The 17,138-nt window shown below is 55.7% G+C and carries 12 protein-coding genes and 1 tRNA gene; 7 read left to right on the plus strand and 6 right to left on the minus strand.

The features are described 5' to 3' along the window. The first annotated feature begins 107 nt into the window (after positions 1–107). A tRNA-Ser gene (locus J5W70_RS09755) sits at positions 108–200 on the plus strand. A gap of 1,454 nt (positions 201–1,654) precedes the next feature. On the opposite strand, the gene J5W70_RS09765 is transcribed toward J5W70_RS09755, so the two are convergent. The 4 genes from J5W70_RS09765 to sucC form a co-directional block, all read right to left on the minus strand. Beyond that, complete coding sequence (locus J5W70_RS09765) at positions 1,655–2,494, minus strand: hypothetical protein (protein WP_102749497.1); 840 nt, start codon at positions 2,492–2,494, stop codon at positions 1,655–1,657. Positions 2,495–2,556: 62 nt separating this feature from the next. Further along, the gene (locus J5W70_RS09770; RefSeq protein ID WP_022397859.1) at positions 2,557–3,549 is read right to left on the minus strand and encodes a hypothetical protein; all 993 of its coding nucleotides are present in this window, start codon (positions 3,547–3,549) and stop codon (positions 2,557–2,559) included. Between the two features lie 298 nt (positions 3,550–3,847). Continuing rightward, positions 3,848–4,735, minus strand: coding sequence for a succinate--CoA ligase subunit alpha (gene sucD, locus J5W70_RS09775; protein WP_022397860.1), 888 nt, complete (start codon positions 4,733–4,735; stop codon positions 3,848–3,850). Positions 4,736–4,756: 21 nt separating this feature from the next. After that, on the minus strand, positions 4,757–5,938 hold the full coding sequence (gene sucC / locus J5W70_RS09780) for an ADP-forming succinate--CoA ligase subunit beta (RefSeq protein ID WP_022397861.1): 1,182 nt from the start codon (positions 5,936–5,938) through the stop codon (positions 4,757–4,759). 202 nt (positions 5,939–6,140) lie between these two features. Between sucC and hisD the strand changes: the two genes are divergently transcribed. The 6 genes from hisD (at position 6,141) to J5W70_RS09810 (ending at position 13,202) form a co-directional block, all read left to right on the plus strand. Then, positions 6,141–7,439: a histidinol dehydrogenase gene (gene hisD / locus J5W70_RS09785; protein ID WP_102721767.1), complete on the plus strand. Its 1,299-nt coding sequence runs from the start codon at positions 6,141–6,143 to the stop codon at positions 7,437–7,439. A gap of 22 nt (positions 7,440–7,461) precedes the next feature. Continuing rightward, positions 7,462–8,106 carry a TetR/AcrR family transcriptional regulator gene (locus J5W70_RS09790; protein WP_215832785.1) on the plus strand — a complete coding sequence of 215 codons (645 nt, stop codon included), beginning with the start codon at positions 7,462–7,464 and terminating at the stop codon, positions 8,104–8,106. Between the two features lie 26 nt (positions 8,107–8,132). Beyond that, entirely contained in the window at positions 8,133–8,972 is an 840-nt protein-coding gene (locus J5W70_RS09795) for a hypothetical protein (protein WP_215841913.1), read from the plus strand. Between the two features lie 284 nt (positions 8,973–9,256). Then, on the plus strand, positions 9,257–10,924 hold the full coding sequence (locus tag J5W70_RS09800) for a tetratricopeptide repeat protein (RefSeq protein WP_022395992.1): 1,668 nt from the start codon (positions 9,257–9,259) through the stop codon (positions 10,922–10,924). A 78-nt stretch (positions 10,925–11,002) separates the two neighbouring features. Next, complete coding sequence (locus J5W70_RS09805) at positions 11,003–12,595, plus strand: tetratricopeptide repeat protein (protein ID WP_022395993.1); 1,593 nt, start codon at positions 11,003–11,005, stop codon at positions 12,593–12,595. Between the two features lie 316 nt (positions 12,596–12,911). Beyond that, the gene (locus J5W70_RS09810; protein ID WP_146018110.1) at positions 12,912–13,202 is read left to right on the plus strand and encodes a hypothetical protein; all 291 of its coding nucleotides are present in this window, start codon (positions 12,912–12,914) and stop codon (positions 13,200–13,202) included. A 225-nt stretch (positions 13,203–13,427) separates the two neighbouring features. On the opposite strand, the gene xseA is transcribed toward J5W70_RS09810, so the two are convergent. Next, the gene (gene xseA / locus J5W70_RS09815; RefSeq protein ID WP_022395995.1) at positions 13,428–14,792 is read right to left on the minus strand and encodes an exodeoxyribonuclease VII large subunit; all 1,365 of its coding nucleotides are present in this window, start codon (positions 14,790–14,792) and stop codon (positions 13,428–13,430) included. A gap of 3 nt (positions 14,793–14,795) precedes the next feature. Further along, on the minus strand, positions 14,796–16,958 hold the full coding sequence (locus J5W70_RS09820; RefSeq protein WP_022395996.1) for an AMP-binding protein: 2,163 nt from the start codon (positions 16,956–16,958) through the stop codon (positions 14,796–14,798). Positions 16,959–17,138 lie beyond the last annotated feature (180 nt).

Here is a 17,138-nt window from a genome sequence, read left to right on the forward strand (position 1 = left end):
AACTGACCTGCCAATATGCCTGCCTGGAGTAATTCCTGCCTGTACTATTTATGTATTGACTTCATTTTGGGAAGTGTGTAGTTTCTTCTCCACACATTACCCAAGACGGAGCGGTGGCTGAGAGGCTGAAAGCACTCCTTTGCTAAAGGAACGTACTGGCAAAACCGGTACCGAGGGTTCGAATCCCTCCCGCTCCGCCAAAACATTTTTCTTCTTAAGAGTCTGTATTTTAACGATACAGGCTCTTTTTTGCTTTTTTGGCAGGTGTTGCAAGAAGAGAGAAAGGATCATTTGCCTTTTAGTCAAATGCCTGGCTGCACTGGTTTAGAAACTGGCAAGGGAGAGTTGCATGGAGATACAGTTCAGCAAGCTATCTCTGCCGGAGTTCTTCCAGCGTATGAATGGCAAGGCCGGGGAATGAGGTGAGCATGAAAGAAGCCTGATTGTTCTGAAATTATTAATGGGGGAGGATTAAAAAATGGCGATGCTGTCCCTTTCCATTATTTGCTGCAGCGAATATGGTTTTTTATTGATTGATTTTCTCTGTGAAGCTTTTATTAAAAATGGATAATGTATCCTCTTTATGAAAACCATTCTTTTTTATTGTGGGCATTTTACCTTGTCTTCTCTTACGGGAGCGGAACACCGTTCCTGTGGTATGGGACAAGCGGAAAAAACAGGGTTGTTCCGGATAGTCCCATTGCACTTTCCATGCAGGGAGAACGGTGGGAGGACCCTGTCTCCGGATGCTTTGGCCAGTTTTATGTTTAAAAATCAGGGAAAGATTCTTATTTATCTTCTTGACTTTTTTGACGTAGGGAAAGAAAAGCTTTTTTCTCTGAGAGGGATCATTTGCAATGACGAGGAGAAAAAGTGCTGTATTACATGCCACGTCTCAAGATTGAGTTGTGCCATCCACTGAGGTATGTGGATTTGCTCCTTGGCGGCATTTACGTTGTATCTTTCCCTTTGCCAAAGCTTATCAAGGATCGATATCCGGAAGGACTTCCTTAAGGGAAATCCTTCCTAACGGGGGAGTATGAAAATCAATTTGGCCGTAATTGCTTTAAAGGGAAACTAGTTTCCTTCCCGCCGGGTTTACGGTAGGGGAGTAGTCCGTGGCTTTCATGAATTCCCATGCTCGCTCATCTTGGCACGAAGCGGGCTCTTACCGGGGTTCTCTCTCAGGGGGGAAAGAGGGTGCATACCGTTTCCCGCACTTCGTCAAGTCATTTGGCACGGATGTCCGGAGTGCTGGCTACAAGGATGCAGAACATTTTTCTTTCAAAAACATGCACGCCGCAGAAAGCGAAGATGCAGTCTTTAAAAGCCGGGGCTGTCCCCACCAGTTAGGATGGATGATGACAATGCCGTCAACTTCCCTGGTTTCCGGCTGATGGAGAGCTGTCCAGGCGTTTTCCCGGGATGTCGCTGACCAGTTCCATGTCCGGCCGAACGGGGTTGGAGTGCTCCCGGCAGAGGTCATGAAAGCGGATGGTGTGGCCCTGTTCCTTGAGTACATGTACTGCCGTGGCGGCAATTGCTGCATTAAAACTGTGCTTGTAGGAATGTCCTAAGATGACGGATATTTCATGTCCGTTTGTGAATGTTCTTTGTGTGCTTGCGGCAATGCATTGTTTCGGAAAGAGAGAAGTTATTTCTTTTTCTTAAGGAGCCGGTCATGTGCAAGGCGATGCTTTCCTTTGTAGAGAAAGTCAGTTTTATTGTTCCTGCCGACGGTGCGATCAATCAAATTAGGAATTTCCTCTTTGGTATAGCCGGCTTGAAGAAGGAACTCTTCGACTTTGGAATATTTACCAGGAAAGATGGAAACAAGAATTTCCATAAAAGATTTTTCCAGGTCTTTAGTTTCGTCTTCGATTACTTGATTTCTAGAGTTAATAAATGATTCACCATCAGCAACTTCGTTGAGAAGATTCCAAAGCTCTGAAATTTGTTCTTGAGATTCAATATAAATAGTTTTATTTTCTTTTAAGTTTTTAGATTCTCCGTTTGTTTCTTTATATTCCGTGATTCTGTAGGGATTATGTTCTTTTGATTCTTTGAATTGTTTTAATATTTTTGCATAATAAGGCAAAAATATATGATGGATAATCTGTTTTTTAGAAGATTCTTTCATATCATTCGAATCCTTAATAAGTCTTATATATTTATCGAGGAATAGACAAATCTCGGATTTTTGATTGATATCGGCCATTTCATCAATCTCAACTTCCGGTTCGGTTTTCTGATATGTTTTAAAGGAAAATAACGGAGCTGAGGCGACAAGATAACAATGCCATATTTTGTCGCTCAATTCAGTATTAATATTATTTTGCGTCGTTAAACCGAAGGTAAATGTATGTTTTTCGGCATTTTTATAAAAGGATTTAAAATGCTGATATTCTAGCAAATCCGAAAGTTTCTGGATAGTGGCAGATGGTTGTTTAAATTGATCTAAGCAGGCAGGACTTTTCAGAGAAGAATCAGCCATAACAATAGGACACAACGAAATGAGTAGACTAATGATAGATATATACATAAATGATAGTACTTTCATAAAATTTCACCTTCATCAGAGTTTCTTTTAAATTCTAATCCAAATTTTACAATAGTTATAGTTATAGACATTTTTATTGCTTCTATATTGAATATTTGGTTTGTTTTCCCTAATGAAATGGTATCTTTATTTTCTTCTTTTAAATTAATATATTTTTTACATATCCACCAGAAATTTTGTGGATTCACTCCCGACTTGCGAATTGCGTTAAGGTTAACTACTGTATCTCCTGTCTCAGCAACCATGTCATAAAGATTATTTTTATCTCTTATTCTAACAATTTTATTAACTCCGTGTCCTGTATGTGCTGATGCTAGTACCGGTTTTTTTGAATTATTGTCTCTCTCAGGCCATTCAAGACCTCCGTCTCGCTCAACAGCGTTAATTTTTTTAAAACTTACATTAGTGGGCAATAAGGTTAATTCAATGAATCCTATGAGACCATACTTTCCTTTCGGGAATTTAATTTTTTTGGTATCAACTTTATCGTTGCCATCTTCTGTTTCAATTTCTCCACTAAATTTCTTTGCCTCTATCTTTGTAGGAACTTTGATATTAATTGAAATCTTTGCTTCCTTCCCTTCACTGGTTTGGGCAACAATTTGAACGTTCGTATCTTTTGTTAATGATTTTTTTGCAATTAGACTAATCTTTTGTGATCCTTTTAATAAGTCGGCCTTTGTTTCTTCGAAGCCGTTTCCTTTAATATTCCAAGTAAGTTCCTTGATGTCGCCTTTAGGTTTTCCAACAAGTAAAAATGTGATTTTTTCTCCGATACCGATATCTGTTCTTTTTCGATCTTCTTCCTTATCTAGTCCTTTCTTAATATAATAATCTGCTGAACATAATTGTGTTTGAGATTTGATCTTAAGAGAAGCAGAAGCTTCTTGCTCCGTTTCTTCAAGATCGTCATTATTATCGTTTGCTAATAAATTGTTGCAACTGTACAGAATTCCTAAAAAGCAAACAAGATGAGAGAGATATTTCATAAATATGCTAAAATACGTATTTTAAATTGAATCTTTTGTAAAGAAAAATGATTTAATTTTTAATAATGATATTTATTATAATTATTATATAAGTGAATTTGTAATATGGAAAATACATAATAGGAATGTTTCTGTGCATTACTAGAAAGCTTCTCCTGTTTAGATACCTGAAAGATGTCTGTCTTCTTATATCCAGGTCCAATCAGCATCATGGGATTGATGCCGTGTCCTTCCAAGAAAAAGCGCCTCCTGAACAGGAGGCGCTTTAGGATTTGATTGGGAGTGTGTAAATGAGGGCTTACATTCCCTTGTTTTTCATGGCTTCCGCCAGGGCGGCGCCCATCTGGGCGGGCGTCTTGGCGACCACGATGCCGGCTTCCTTCAGGGCTTCCTGCTTGGCGGCGGCGGTGCCTTTGCCTCCGGCCACGATGGCGCCTGCGTGGCCCATGCGGCGGCCCTTGGGAGCCGTGGCGCCCGCGATGAAGGCGGCGACGGGCTTTTTGCAGTTGTTCTTGATCCATTCAGCGGCTTCTTCCTCTTCGGAACCGCCGATTTCACCGATCATGATGAAGGCGTCCGTATTGGGGTCTTCCGTGAAGAATTGAACGGCCTGCTGCTGGGTCATGCCGTGGACGGGGTCGCCGCCGATACCGATGCACATGCTCTGGCCCAGGCCCATGTTGGTGACCTGCCAGACGGCTTCATAGGTGAGCGTGCCGGAACGGGAGACGATGCCGATTCTGCCGGGCTTGAAGATGTAGGCCGGCATGATGCCGATCTTGCAGTTGGCGGCGGGGTTGACGATGCCGGGGCAGTTCGGGCCGATGAGGGTCACGTCCTTGTCCTTCAGGAAGGCTTTCACCTTCTGCATGTCCTGCACCGGGATGCCTTCCGTGATGCAGACGATGAGCTTCACGCCCGCGTCTGCGGCTTCCATGATGGCGTCCGCGGCGAAGGGCGGCGGCACAAAGATCATGGAGGCGTTGCAGTCCGTGGCTTTTTTGGCTTCCGCCACGGTGTCGAAGACGGGGACCTTGCCTTCAAAGAGCTGGCCGCCCTTGCCGGGGGTCACGCCGGCGACCACGTTGGTGCCGAAGTCCATGCAGTTTTTGGCGTGGAACGCGCCGGCGCTGCCGGTGATGCCTTGCACAACCAGACGGGTGTTTTTGTCAATGAGAGATGTCATTGTCGTAATAAATAGTGAGGGTTATTTGACTGCTGCAACCGCCTTCTGGGCGGCTTCGTCCAGGTTGTCGGCAGGGATGATGGCGATGCCGCTGTCTGCGAGGATTTTCTTGCCGATTTCCACGTTGGTGCCTTCCAGGCGGACGACGAGCGGGATTTTCATGTCAATGTTTTTCGCCGCGGCCACAATGCCCTGGGCGATGACGTCGCAGCGCATGATGCCGCCGAAGATGTTGACCAGAAGTGCCTTCACATTCTTGTCGCTGGTGAGGATGCGGAACGCGTTGGTTACCATTTCCTCTGTGGCGGAGCCGCCCACGTCCAGGAAGTTGGCGGGTTCGCCGCCGTAGTATTTGATGATGTCCATCGTGGCCATGGCCAGCCCGGCGCCGTTTACCATGCAGCCGATGTTGCCGTCCAGGCCGATGTAGTTCAGGTCATATTTGCCGGCTTCCACTTCACGGGGGTCTTCTTCCGTTTCATCCCGCATTTCCATGATTTCCGGGTGGCGGTACAGGGCGTTGTCGTCAAAGTTGAATTTGGCGTCCAGGGCGCACACGCGGTCGTCCGTGGTGACCACGAGGGGGTTGATTTCCACCAGGGAGCAGTCCAGGGCGGTGAAGAGCTTGTAAACGTTGGTGATGAGCTTGGTGGCCTGGCGGAGCAGGGGGCCGGTCAGGCCCAGGGCCACGGCGATCTTGAGGGCCTGGAAGGGCAGGATGCCCAGGGCCGGATCAATGTGTTCGCGGATGATGGCTTCCGGACGGGTGGCGGCCACTTCTTCAATGTCCATGCCGCCTTCCGTGCTGGCTACGATGACGGGGCATTCACGGGCGCGGTCCTGGAGAATGGCGAAGTAGCATTCCTTCTTCAGGTCCACGGCTTCCGCCACCATGATCTTGCTGACCAGCTTGCCGGTTTCCCCGGTTTGCTTGGTGACCAGAACCTGGTTGAGCATCTTGCCGGCTACGTCTTCCACTTCCTCCACGGAGTCAACGACGTGCACGCCGCCCTTGAAGCCGTTTTTGAAGGTGCCTTTGCCACGGCCGCCAGCGTGTACCTGTGCCTTAACTACGTATTGGGAAACGCCCATGTTCCGGGCTATTTGTGCTGCTTCCTGAGCAGTGGCGGCGGCAATGCCCCTGGGGGTAGCCACGCCAAAGCGCTCAAAGAGTTGTTTTGCTTGATATTCGTGAATGTTCATGACAGTGGGCCGTTCGGCCAAATGTTTGCGAAAGAAAGGCTATGCCTGTTTTTTGTGCCGGTCAAGGGAGAATGGTTTGGTCTTTTGATTTTTTGTCCGGGAGATTCATGGAGTGCCTTTGGAAATCAAAGAGGACAGAAGGCTTGACTGCATGCTTAAAGATTGTGAAACTTCCTTCTCATTTTTCCGTATTATATCTTTTATGAAAATTTACCGTCCTTCCGACACCTGCTTTGACGAAATGAAGAGCCGGATGAACCGCCGCGCTCTCCCGGAGGATTCCGTAAGGGATACCGTTAACGCTATTATCCAGGACGTTTCCGCGCGCGGGGACGAGGCCCTTTTTGATTATGCCGCCAGGTTTGACAGGGTGCATCTGGATCCTTCCTCCCTGTTCGTGACGGAGGCGGAGCTGGCGGGGGCGGAAGCCGCCGTGGAGGATTCCGTGAAAGAGGCCATTGCCGCCTCCCTGGCCAACATCCATTATTTTTCAGACCGCAGCCGCAGGCAGGACTGGTCCGGCGTGAACGCCCAGGGTGTGGAGGTGGCGGAACGCTTCCTTCCGTATGACCGCGTGGGCATTTATATTCCAGGCGGGAAGGCTCCCCTGGTGTCCACGTCCATCATGACGGGCGGTTTTGCCCAGGCCGCCGGCGTGCGGGAGATTGTGGCCGCTACGCCCTGCGGGCCGGACGGGCGGGTGAATCCCGCTCTTTTATATGCATTGAAGGCTTCCGGCGCTACGGAGATTGTCAAGATAGGCGGAGCGCAGGCGATTGCCGCCCTTGCGGTGGGAACGGAGAGCGTGAAGCCGGTTGAGAAGATTTTCGGCCCCGGCAACCGTTTTGTGGTGGAGGCCAAGCGCCAGCTGGTGGGAGCCGTCGCCATCGACCTGCTCCCCGGACCCAGTGAGGTGATGGTGCTGGCGGATGAGACCGCAGACGCGGAGTTCCTGGCCGCCGACCTGCTGGCGCAGGGGGAACACGGTCCGGACAGCGTGGTGGTGTTCGTTACCACGTCGGAGGCGTTATTGGAACAAGTGGAAGCGGAGGTGGAACGCCAGGCCGCCCTGCTGAGCCGCGGTTCCATCATCCGGGAGGTGCTGGACAAGCACGCTTACGGTTTTCTGGTTTCCTCCATCCAGGAGGGGGTGGACCTGGTGAACGCCTTCGCTCCGGAGCATCTGGTGCTCGTCACGCGGGATGAAGACGCCGTGCTGGACGGCATCCGGACGGCGGGCGCCATTTATGCCGGCGCTTTTTCCACGGTGGCCTGCGGGGATTTCCTGGCAGGCCCCAGCCACACCCTGCCGACCGGCGGGGCCGGCAAGTCGTTTTCCGGCCTGCGGGCGGACCAGTTCCAGCGGCGCACCAGCGTGGTGCGGATGAACCGGGAGGCCGTGCTCAAGTCCGCTCCGTACGTGGCGGAGTTCGCCAGAGTGGAGGGGCTGGACGCCCACAACCATTCCATCCAGGTCCGCGCCGCCCGCGTTGACCGATAATTCCAAACTTCCCCCACCCCCCATGAAACGACAGAAAGGAACCAAGGAACGATTGCTGGACGCGGCGGAGTGCCTGTTTGCCGAGCACGGCTATACAGGCACTTCCATGCGCATGATTTCCCAGCAGGCATCCGTCAACATCGCCTCCGCCAATTATTATTTTGGCGGCAAGGAAGGGCTTTGGAAGGCGGTCATGATGAAGTATGCGCCGCAGGCGCGGGATTTCCGGATTTCCATGATGAATGAGGCCATGGAGAAAGGCACGGTGCGGGCGCTGGCCCACGCCTATGTTTACCCTTCCTTCCACGGCCTCCTGCATGTGAAGCTGGAAGAACTGGGCAATTTCCCCCATTACCTGCGCCTGCTGGCCATTTGCCACGTGCAGACGCCGGAGATAGCGGTGGAGTATATCAAGGAGGTGTATTCCCCCATACGCCGGCGGCTGCATGACTGCATCCGCACCATGTTTCCGGGCGCTTCCACGTACCAGGTTTTCTGGACGGTGCTGGCTATTGAAAGCATCATGATCGGCCTGCTGACCCGTTTGCGGATGATTATGGAGCTGATGGAGAACAACCGGGTTCCCAAGGGCAGCGTGCAGGATTTGTTTGAGCTGATTGTCCGCCAGGTGGACGGCCTGATCCATTTGTGTGAAAAACCAGCATAACCTTTTCACTGCCGTCCGCATTCCACATGTTCAAGTCCCTCATCCGCACGTTTGCCATCGTGGCGGCTTTTATTGCGGGGTACATGATGCCCGGCCTGCACGTGTATAGCTGGACGTTCAAGTGGATGCTGATCGTGATGCTGTTTGTGACGTTTCTGGGCATCCGCTTCAAACGGATGAAGCCGGAGCGCGCGCACTGGCTCCTGGTAGGGGCCAACCTGCTCGTGGCCCTGGCGGCCTGGGGCGCGTGCCGCCTCGTTTTCGGAGACGGGTACCTGGCGGAGGCCGCTTTCTTCGTGGGCATCATGCCCACGGCCACGGCGGCTCCCGTGGTGATGGGGCTGCTGGGCGGCAGCGTGGAGTTCATGCTGACGGCCCTCCTGCTGCTTAACGGCATTATTTGCGCCCTGCTGCCTTTCATTCTGCCGGCGGTCGTGGGGCAGGGCGGCTTTGAGATTTACCTGAACGTGGCCCAGAATATTTCCCTGGTGATGCTGCTGCCGCTGGTTCTGGCCCTGGCGGCGCGGCGTTTTTATCCGCGGGCCATTGCGTGGCCGCGGAAGCTGAAGGACGTCACCTTCGGCATCTGGGTGGTGATTCTGGTTTTGATCGCGGCGAACGCCTCTTATGATATTTCCTCCCGTGACGGCATTTCGGAGCGCGTGCTGGAACAGATCGGCGCAGTTTCCCTGCTGGTGTGCGGGATCAACTTCGGGCTGGGGCATTTGCTGGGGGGGGCGTACCCGTGCCGCGGAGTGCAGCCAGGCCCTGGGGCAGAAGAATACCACGCTGTCCATTTACCTGGCGCTGACGTATGCCAGCCCCATCGCCGCGCTGGGGCCTACGTTTTACGTGCTGTGGCATAATTTATGGAATGCCTGGCAGTTGTACCGGGCGTCCGAACGGAAGCGCAGGAACGGCTGACGTAAATTGCCGCGCATGGCCCGGAGAAAAGCGCCCGGCGGAAGGCGGAGAGAAGGGCCGGAAAGTGGGAAAAAGGCAGGAAAAAGCTTTCCCGGGCCGGTCCCGGGGACTGGCGGGGAAACGGTTGTCGTCGGCTGGTTTGTCCGCCTTCAGGTGCAGCGGAGATTTCCTCCCCATGCAAAAAGCTTGAAATTCAGGGAGCGCCGGGTAACGTTATGCACTTGTTATGCAGGCCCCTTCTCCTTTGAAACCCCTGTCTCCGCGCACCAAGTGGCTGATTGCCCTGTGCTTGTGCGCGCTCGTGATGCTGCTGGAGTTCCTGACGTACCATATGGCGTACCGCATCGGTTATGATGAAGGGATGCTGACCACACCGCCGGTGGTGGTGCAGAAGAGCGATGAAAAGGCCATGCAGAATTTATCCCGCTTCATGGCGGATGTTTTCGCTTCACGCGAGAGCCTGGCCGGCATTCTGGACAACCGGGAGGAACGCCTGGCATGGATCAGGGATCCGGAGTTGCGGACGGAGACGGCCTGGGGCCTCACCCGTGAGCTGATCAGCCGGGACGGCGTGGACCGCGCCCTTCCTGCGGCCAGGGAATTGATTGACGCCGGATATGCCTCCGGGCGCTACCGGGTGTGGGCCCCCCGCGCGGACGCCGTGGCCAAGGCCCTTCTGGCGGAGCACCAGTATTCCCCGGCCTACGGTTATTTGAAAACCGCCGTGGAGGGGTATGAGAAGGAGGGAATGGCCGAGCCGCTGGTGCGGGCCCTCCAGACCATGAGTTCCATTGACCAGATGCTGAACAGGAATGAGGAGGCGAACGTGCTGCTCCAGCGCGCGGTGGACGCCGCCGCCCATCTGGGGACGGACGCCCTCCCGGTCCGGTCCAGGCTTATGGCCGCCCAGGGCCGGCTGGCGCGCGCCACGGGGCGCATTCCGGAATCGCGCGCCTATTTCAAGAAGGCCCTGGCCCTGTGCCCCCAGCCGGACAAGACGACCGGTGACCTGGCCCTGGCGAGCATCAGCATGGGAGAAGCCATGCTGGAGGCCGGCAGGAAGGATGAGGCGCGGGAATTGTTTTTAAAGGGCCTTACCGGTTCGGAGAACGCCTCCTACTTGTTGAATGACTGCCTTAACGCCCTGCGCGGGCTGGCGCGCATTTCCACGGAGCAGGGGAATTATGAGGAAGCCCTGGCTTATCTTTACCAGGCGGAGGGCGCCGCTCGCGGCGTGCTGCCGGCGGACCATGCGTTCTGGGCCGGGCTGTACGATCAGAGGGGGTGGGTGAACATCATGCGCAAGGCCGCTCCGGAAGCCCGCGCGGATTTCCTGAAGGCGATTGCCAACAGCGCGGCTTCCCCCGTCATTTCCGCCCAGTCCCTGGAAGGGCTGGGCAAAGCGTGGCTGGATGCCGGGGAGGGGGACAAGGCCAGGGAAAACCTGCAAAAAGCCCTTCAACTGCGGGAATCCCACTTTGCCTCGGACGTCCTGTCCCTGGGCCGGGTTTATTATTCCCTGGGGCTCGCCAGCGATATGGCGGGGGACCGGGAAAGCGCCCTGCACGCCTATGCCGGAGCAGTGGATTCCCTGCTGAAATGCGGGGAGGGGCCGGAGCGCAGAAGCCTGCTGGTGCAGTCCTATTTGTGCAAGGCATACGCCCTGTGCGACGGAGAGCAGTGGAAGGAGGCCGTGGAAACTTTTGAAGCGGTGCTTCCCATGCTGGAGGGGGAACAGCGGTCGGAGAATTACAAGCAGCTTGGCCGCTGTTACGATGAATTGGGAATGAAGGAGAAGGCGGATGCCTGCTGGAAGGAATCCGGTTTTCCCCGCGTGCGCATGGCCTCTCCCGGGCGCAGGCCGTCCGGGAACGCCAGATCCTCCCGGCGGTAGGCTTCGGGCGGTCCTCGTAAGACGTTGCGAGGTGTTTATTTTGCTTGATTTGTGCCGCCTTTTTGGCTCAATGCCTGCATGAGTTCCGAGCGCCATTTTTCCAACAAGCCCTACCGCCCCTCACGCAAGAAGAAGTCTTATTGGAAGCCGGTTCTCTTTCTGGTGCTGCTGGGTGGGCTCTGGTTCGGCTACATCCAGTACTGGCCCACGATTGAAGGGTGGTTCAAGCCGACCATTCACGAGGTGCACAGCCAGACGCAGGCCATGGGCCATTTGCAGGGCATGCTGGCCTCCTGGAACGGTTCCGACGCGGAGCTGGCGCAGATGGCTTCCTCCGTGGACAAGCAGGTGGAATGGATGAATTCCCCGGAAGCGCGGGATTCCTTTGCGTGGCTGCTGGCGGTGGAAATGGACAGGCGCGGCATGCTGAAGGAATCCGAACCGATGCTGGCGGCCCTGCTGGAAAAGAAGCTGGCCGATTCCGCCTCCATGCCGGCGGAGGACAGGAACCGCCTGCTGGGCGTCAGCCTGAACTGGGCGCGGGAGTTTGCAGGCCGCAAGCATGACGCCACGGCGGAGAAGCTTTATGAAGTGATTTTGAAAAATACGCCGGAGGAGCAGGTATCCATCCGTCTGGCATGCCTGGAACCGCTGGCCCACTATGCGTATGACCAGGCCAGGTTTGAGCGTTTTTCCGCGTTGTGCAAGCAGGCCGCCTCCCCTGTCATGAGGAGCATGCTGAAAAAGCCGGAGGACGTGAAGAGCATGGTGAAGATTCTGCTGCTTCAGGATACTCTGCCGGACAAGACTACGGGGCAGCCCGGCGGCACAGGAAGCGCCATTGCCCGGGAACTGCTCACCAAATTCCGCCTGACCGCCAGTCCGGATATGGGCCGAATCATCCTGAACGAGCTGAATATGCCGCTCAATGCGCGCCGTAAGTATTCCCAGGCGGAGCTGAAAGCCATGGCTGACCAGTTGGAAGCCGCCCTGATCTGCTTTCGCGCCGCGGAAACGGAGATGGACTGCACGCCGGAAACGATGCTTGCCCTGGCGCGGGTAAGGATGCAGATGGGGGATTTGAAGGAGGCTTCCCGCCTGCTGTCCCGTGCGGAAGGGACAGCGATGACCCTGGGCGTGGATGCCCCGCGCATTCTGAGCGGTTCCAGCCTGAGCCAGGACATTGAGGCTCTGCGTTCCCAGCTTGAGAAGTACGGCCAGGCGGAGGCTCTGGTGAAACGGGCTTATGAGGACGTGAACATCGCCGCCGCCTTCCTGAAAGCGCGGGATTATGACCAGGCGATGAAATATCTGGACCAGGCGATGAAGGTGGCCCGTGAGAACACCACGTTTGTCCAGGCCCTCCAGCCGGTCATTCTGAATCTTCAGGCTGAGATAAGCGCGGGCAGAGAACAGTGGCCCCTGTCGGAAGCCCAGTATGGAAAGCTGGTTGAAGAATGGGATGCGCTGAGTCCGGAAGACAAGGCGAAGCTCCAGAATAATCTGGCCTCCATCCAGTCCGGAGACCTTTACAACAAAATTCACCGGAGCTGGGCTGACGTGTGTCTCAAGCAGAACCGGACCACAGAGGCCCGGCGGGTGCTGGCGAAGATAGGGGAAGCCCCGGCGGAAGAACCGGAAAAGCCTGCTTCGCGCCGCCGCCGCAGATAATTGAAGCCCTTTTCAGCAGGCTGACCCGCGCGCCCCTCCGCGGGAAGCGCCGCGGGCGACAGACGGCGGAAGAATGCCTTGGCAGCGTGCCGCAGGCCTTTGATCGGCTTATCCGGCACAGCCGCATTAGTGCCGGAATTGCTTTGCCGGGCCGCTCTTGGCTTTCCCGGGCGCGGATGGCGGAAAGGGGGCGTTTTGGTACAGATTGCCGCTTTCTCCGCCGCGCATGCTGCGGTATTCCCGCTTTCCGGACGGAGAACGGCTTTTTGATGTGATAGGAGTATACGCCACCTGTACCGGATGCAACGTTTCCGGTATGATTCAAGGCTCCGGGGAAGCTGAAAAAACAGCTTCCGCAGATTCCTCAGCTGCGGACTTTGGCTTTCTGCCGCACGTGGCCGAGAGCCCTTTTTCCGTGGATCATTTTTTCACGGCGGTCAGCGGCGGACTGACGGCGGGAACGCACGGTATATTTTGCGAAAATTTGGCTAACCGTAAGGTTCCCCTGTTCAAAAAGTGTGAAAATGTTATCTCTCACTCTCATCGCTTCCTGAAGCGCCGCATCAGCGCCCCCGTATTGAGAATCGGAGAAATAACGAGTGAATAAGCGCTTGTTCTTACAGATCGCCAACCGATAGCCTTGAAAGGCTGTCGTTTCGTAAGTGTAGCGGGTGATGTTTTTACAAGGCATATGTACAGAAGTTATGGGACCGGGTAATAGGAGCAGTGACAGGCTTCTATTAGGATAGGTTCCACTTCCTGTAAAATCCAGAAAAAACACAATTTGTTAGATTGAGTGCAAAAAATGCAATGCTAGGCTCTTGTGGACAGCCTATTGCGGTGTGTCATCCCTGACATAAAAACAGCCGTCGGAGACACGGACTTTCAATTTTTCTCCTGCATGTACCTGGTTCGTTTGCCGTATGAGCTGCTTATTCTGGTTTTCCACCAGGGCGTATCCGCGGCGCAGCGTTTGCTCCGGGCTGTGAGCTTCCAGCCGGGCTTGAATAAGAGCCAGTTGTGAAGAGAAATCCGCCATGCGCACGGCGGCCGCATGGGCCAGTCCGGCCTGGAGGGAGGCCAGAAGCTGCGCGCGCTCCCTGTTGCGGTGGGTGGGATGGCGCATTTGTAACTGATGTTCCAGTTTGTTGATATGGAGCGTGTTTTGAAAAATGCGCGTGGCCGCGGCGTTCAGCAGGGTTTCTTCCATGTCGTCCAGGCGCTGGGCGTAAGGGGAGAGCAGGGAATCCGCATCCAGCAGTTTTCCCCGCAGGTAAACATCCAGTCTCAGCTTGGAACGCAACAGGGAATGCCGTGCGGAGGCGTGCAGGGCCTGTTCCATTCTAGCCAGCTTGCGGAGCCATTCCGGACCGTCCGGCGTAGCCAGCTCCGCGGCCGCGGTCGGGGTGGGGGCGCGCAGGTCCGCCACAAAGTCCGCAATGGTGAAGTCCGTATCGTGGCCTACTGCGGAAATCACGGGAACGGTGCATTCGTAAATCGCGCGCGCTACCGTTTCCTCATTGAAGTTCCACAGGTCTTCTATGGAGCCGCCCCCGCGGCCCACAATGAGCACGTCCACGGGCGGCAGGCCGTTGAGAGGGGCTGCGGACCAGGCGCGCACGGCAGCGGCTATTTCATGCTCCGCTCCCGCCCCCTGGACGCGCACGGGCAGCAGGTAGGCTTTCACCCACGGGGCGCGGCGTTCCAGCACATGGCGTATATCCTGGATGACGGCGCCGGTAGGGGAGGTGACGATGCCGATGGCGCGGGGAAAGGCGGGGATGCCCTTTTTGCGTTCAGCGTCAAACAACCCCTCCCGCTGGAGTTTTTCCTTCAGTTCCAGAAAGCGCGCCTGCAGGTCTCCCTGGCCGGCGGCTTTCACCTGCCTGATGACCAGTTGAAGCTGGCCCCGGTCCGGGTACACGGTGGCGCTGCCCAGCACATGGACCTTCATCCCTTCCTGGAGCCGTACGGGGCATTTGGAAGCCGCAGCCTTGAAAAAGGCGCAGAAGATTTCCGCGCCCTGTTCCTTCAGGGTGAAGTAAACGTGGCCGCTGGTATGGTGCTTGACGTTGCTGAGCTCTCCCACCACCCACTGGGTCCCCACGGCAATGCTGACCGTATCCCTCAGGCGGTAAACGAGCTGTTTGACCGTGATGGGCCTGGGAGCGGCAGGCGTTTCCTCCGGGAATTCCATGGGTTATGGTTCAAAGGGAATGTTCAGCGCTTCATAAGCCAGCATCCTGCATTGCTTGATGTCCAGCTTGCCGGAGGGCAGCACCGGAATGTGCTCCACGGGAATGATTTCCTTGGGGCACCACAGGGCCGGGAGCCCCTGGTCAATCAGGCCGTGCCTGATGAGGGTGCGCGCCTGGTGCACGTAGTCCGTCACCAGGGTGGTGAGCAGGGCCACGGCCTCCCCCTTCACGGGGTCCGGAATGGTGACGACGGCTATCCGCCGTTCCTCGTCCGCCGGGTCCAGGTTCCAGATGTTCATGATAGCGGCTTCCAGGGCTTCATGGGGCACCATTTCCCCGCCTATCTTGGAGAAGCGGGAGATGCGGCCTTCAATTTTCAGGAAGCCGAATTCGTCCGCAGAACCGATGTCTCCGGTTTTCAGCCAGCCGTCCACGAAAATGTCGCGGTCGGCTTCCGGACCGCCCAGGTAGCCGGGGAAGATATTCGGCCCCTTCAGCCAGATCATGCCGGAGGTCGTCACGGGTACCACGCGGCCCGTATGCGGGCTGGTGATGCGTACGGCGATGCCGGGAAGCAGAGCGCCCACGGAGCCCTTTTTCATGCCGGGAATGAAGTCTCCGGCGGCGTTGGACGGGGCCGGGTCAATGAAGTTGACGGAGCAGACCGGGGAGGCTTCCGTCAGGCCGTAGCCTTCGCACGGAACGGTGCCGAACTTTTCCCGGAAGGCGGCGGAGAGCTCGTCCGGCAATTTTTCCGCTCCTACGATCAGGTAGCGCACGGTTTTGAAGGTGTCCGGCTCGCAGCGCTTCATGAAGCCGCGCAGGAAGGTGGGGGTGGTGACCACCAGGCTGATGCCGTACTGCTTGATGAGGGCGCCCAGGCGCTTGGCCTCCAGCGGGGAGGGGTAGGTGACCATGTCGTACCCGCCGATCATCGGGTACCACAGCCCGATCGTGATGCCGAAGCAGTGGAATACGGGGAGGCTGCCCAGGAATCTGCTTTGCGGCGCCAGCGTGATGCGGGAGGAACACTGGGAGATGTTGGAAAGGATGTTGTGGTGGGTCAGCGGCACGCCTTTCGGTTCTCCGGAGGAGCCGGAGGTGAACATCAGCACGGCTTCATCCGCGCCCGTGGGCGCATCCAGCCCCAGCTTTTTAATCATGAACCCCGCTGTAAGGAATTTGATGGCCACGCCCCAGCGTTTGGCGGAGCCCTTGAGCAGCGGAATCTCCCGCTCCATGAGGATCAGGTCCCGCTGGGGGGGCCACGGGAAGTTCTGGAGCTTGCGCATGAAGGTATCCGCCGTGATGAACCAGTCCACGCCGGATTGCTTCACGGAGCTGGCAAAGGCCCCTTCCGAGGCGGAATAATTGAAATTCACCGGCGTTTTTCCGGCGAACAGGCAGCCCAGGTTGGCGATTGCCGCTCCCTTGCCGGGCGGCAGAATGATGCCTACGCGGCGGTTCGTGGTGATCTTTTTCAGCCGTTTGGCAAAGGCCACGGAGATGGCCAGAAGCTGGCCGTAGGTCAGCGTGGTATCGTCAATGCCGTCGATCACCCGGCAGTCGGAATGAAGCTTTAGGCTGCGGAACAGCAGGGCGGACAGGGAGCCGTGCAACTGCGGCAGCGTGGCATAGGCCTGGGCGGAGCATTCCAGCCACGCGGAGGTGAGGCGCGCCGCCATTTCCGCCCCGGGAGCCAGCTTGGGGAGAATGTGCACCTGGATATCCGCCTGGGCGTCCGTATCCGCCTCCGCGTCCAGCACGGAGCTGGTGTAAAAGCCCGTGCATACCGGCACGGGGGAAATATGGAGTGCTTCCAGGGCCTTGATCACCCGTGGGGGAATGTGGCTGATGGAGCCTTTCACGTGGGCTACGGGACCGGGCAGGAATACTACCCTTCTGCCCTCGTTGATGCGTTCCATGATGGCGGAACGCAGGGCAATGGGATCGCTGCCCCCGGCCTGGAACAGGATGCCGTCCGCCTTGGTGGATTCCAGATGGGCGGCGGTGGCCGCATCCGGGGGGAGGCTTTCTTCCACCAGGTACGTCATGCGGTCCCTGCCCAGTTCCTTTTCGAACATCAGCAGGGTTTTATGAGATACTTTGTTGAAAATCAGCAGGTCGCCGGAGTCGGATAGATTGGAGGAACCAAAAATGGCCATGGGAAAAGGGGAAAAACTTGCTTGACGTATTCTAGCAACTTGCCGGGCGGGGAGCAAGGAGGAAAGAATACATCCCGCGCTGCTTTTGCTCCCTCCGGACCGGTCCCGGAATTTGTCCCTGGCTCCGGCATGCCTTTTATGGGAAGGATGTTGTTTTTCATGGGACTGACTGGATTTCAC

The sequence above is a fragment of the Akkermansia massiliensis genome (assembly GCF_018847375.1).
GTDB classification, from domain to species: Bacteria; Verrucomicrobiota; Verrucomicrobiia; order Verrucomicrobiales; family Akkermansiaceae; genus Akkermansia; species Akkermansia massiliensis.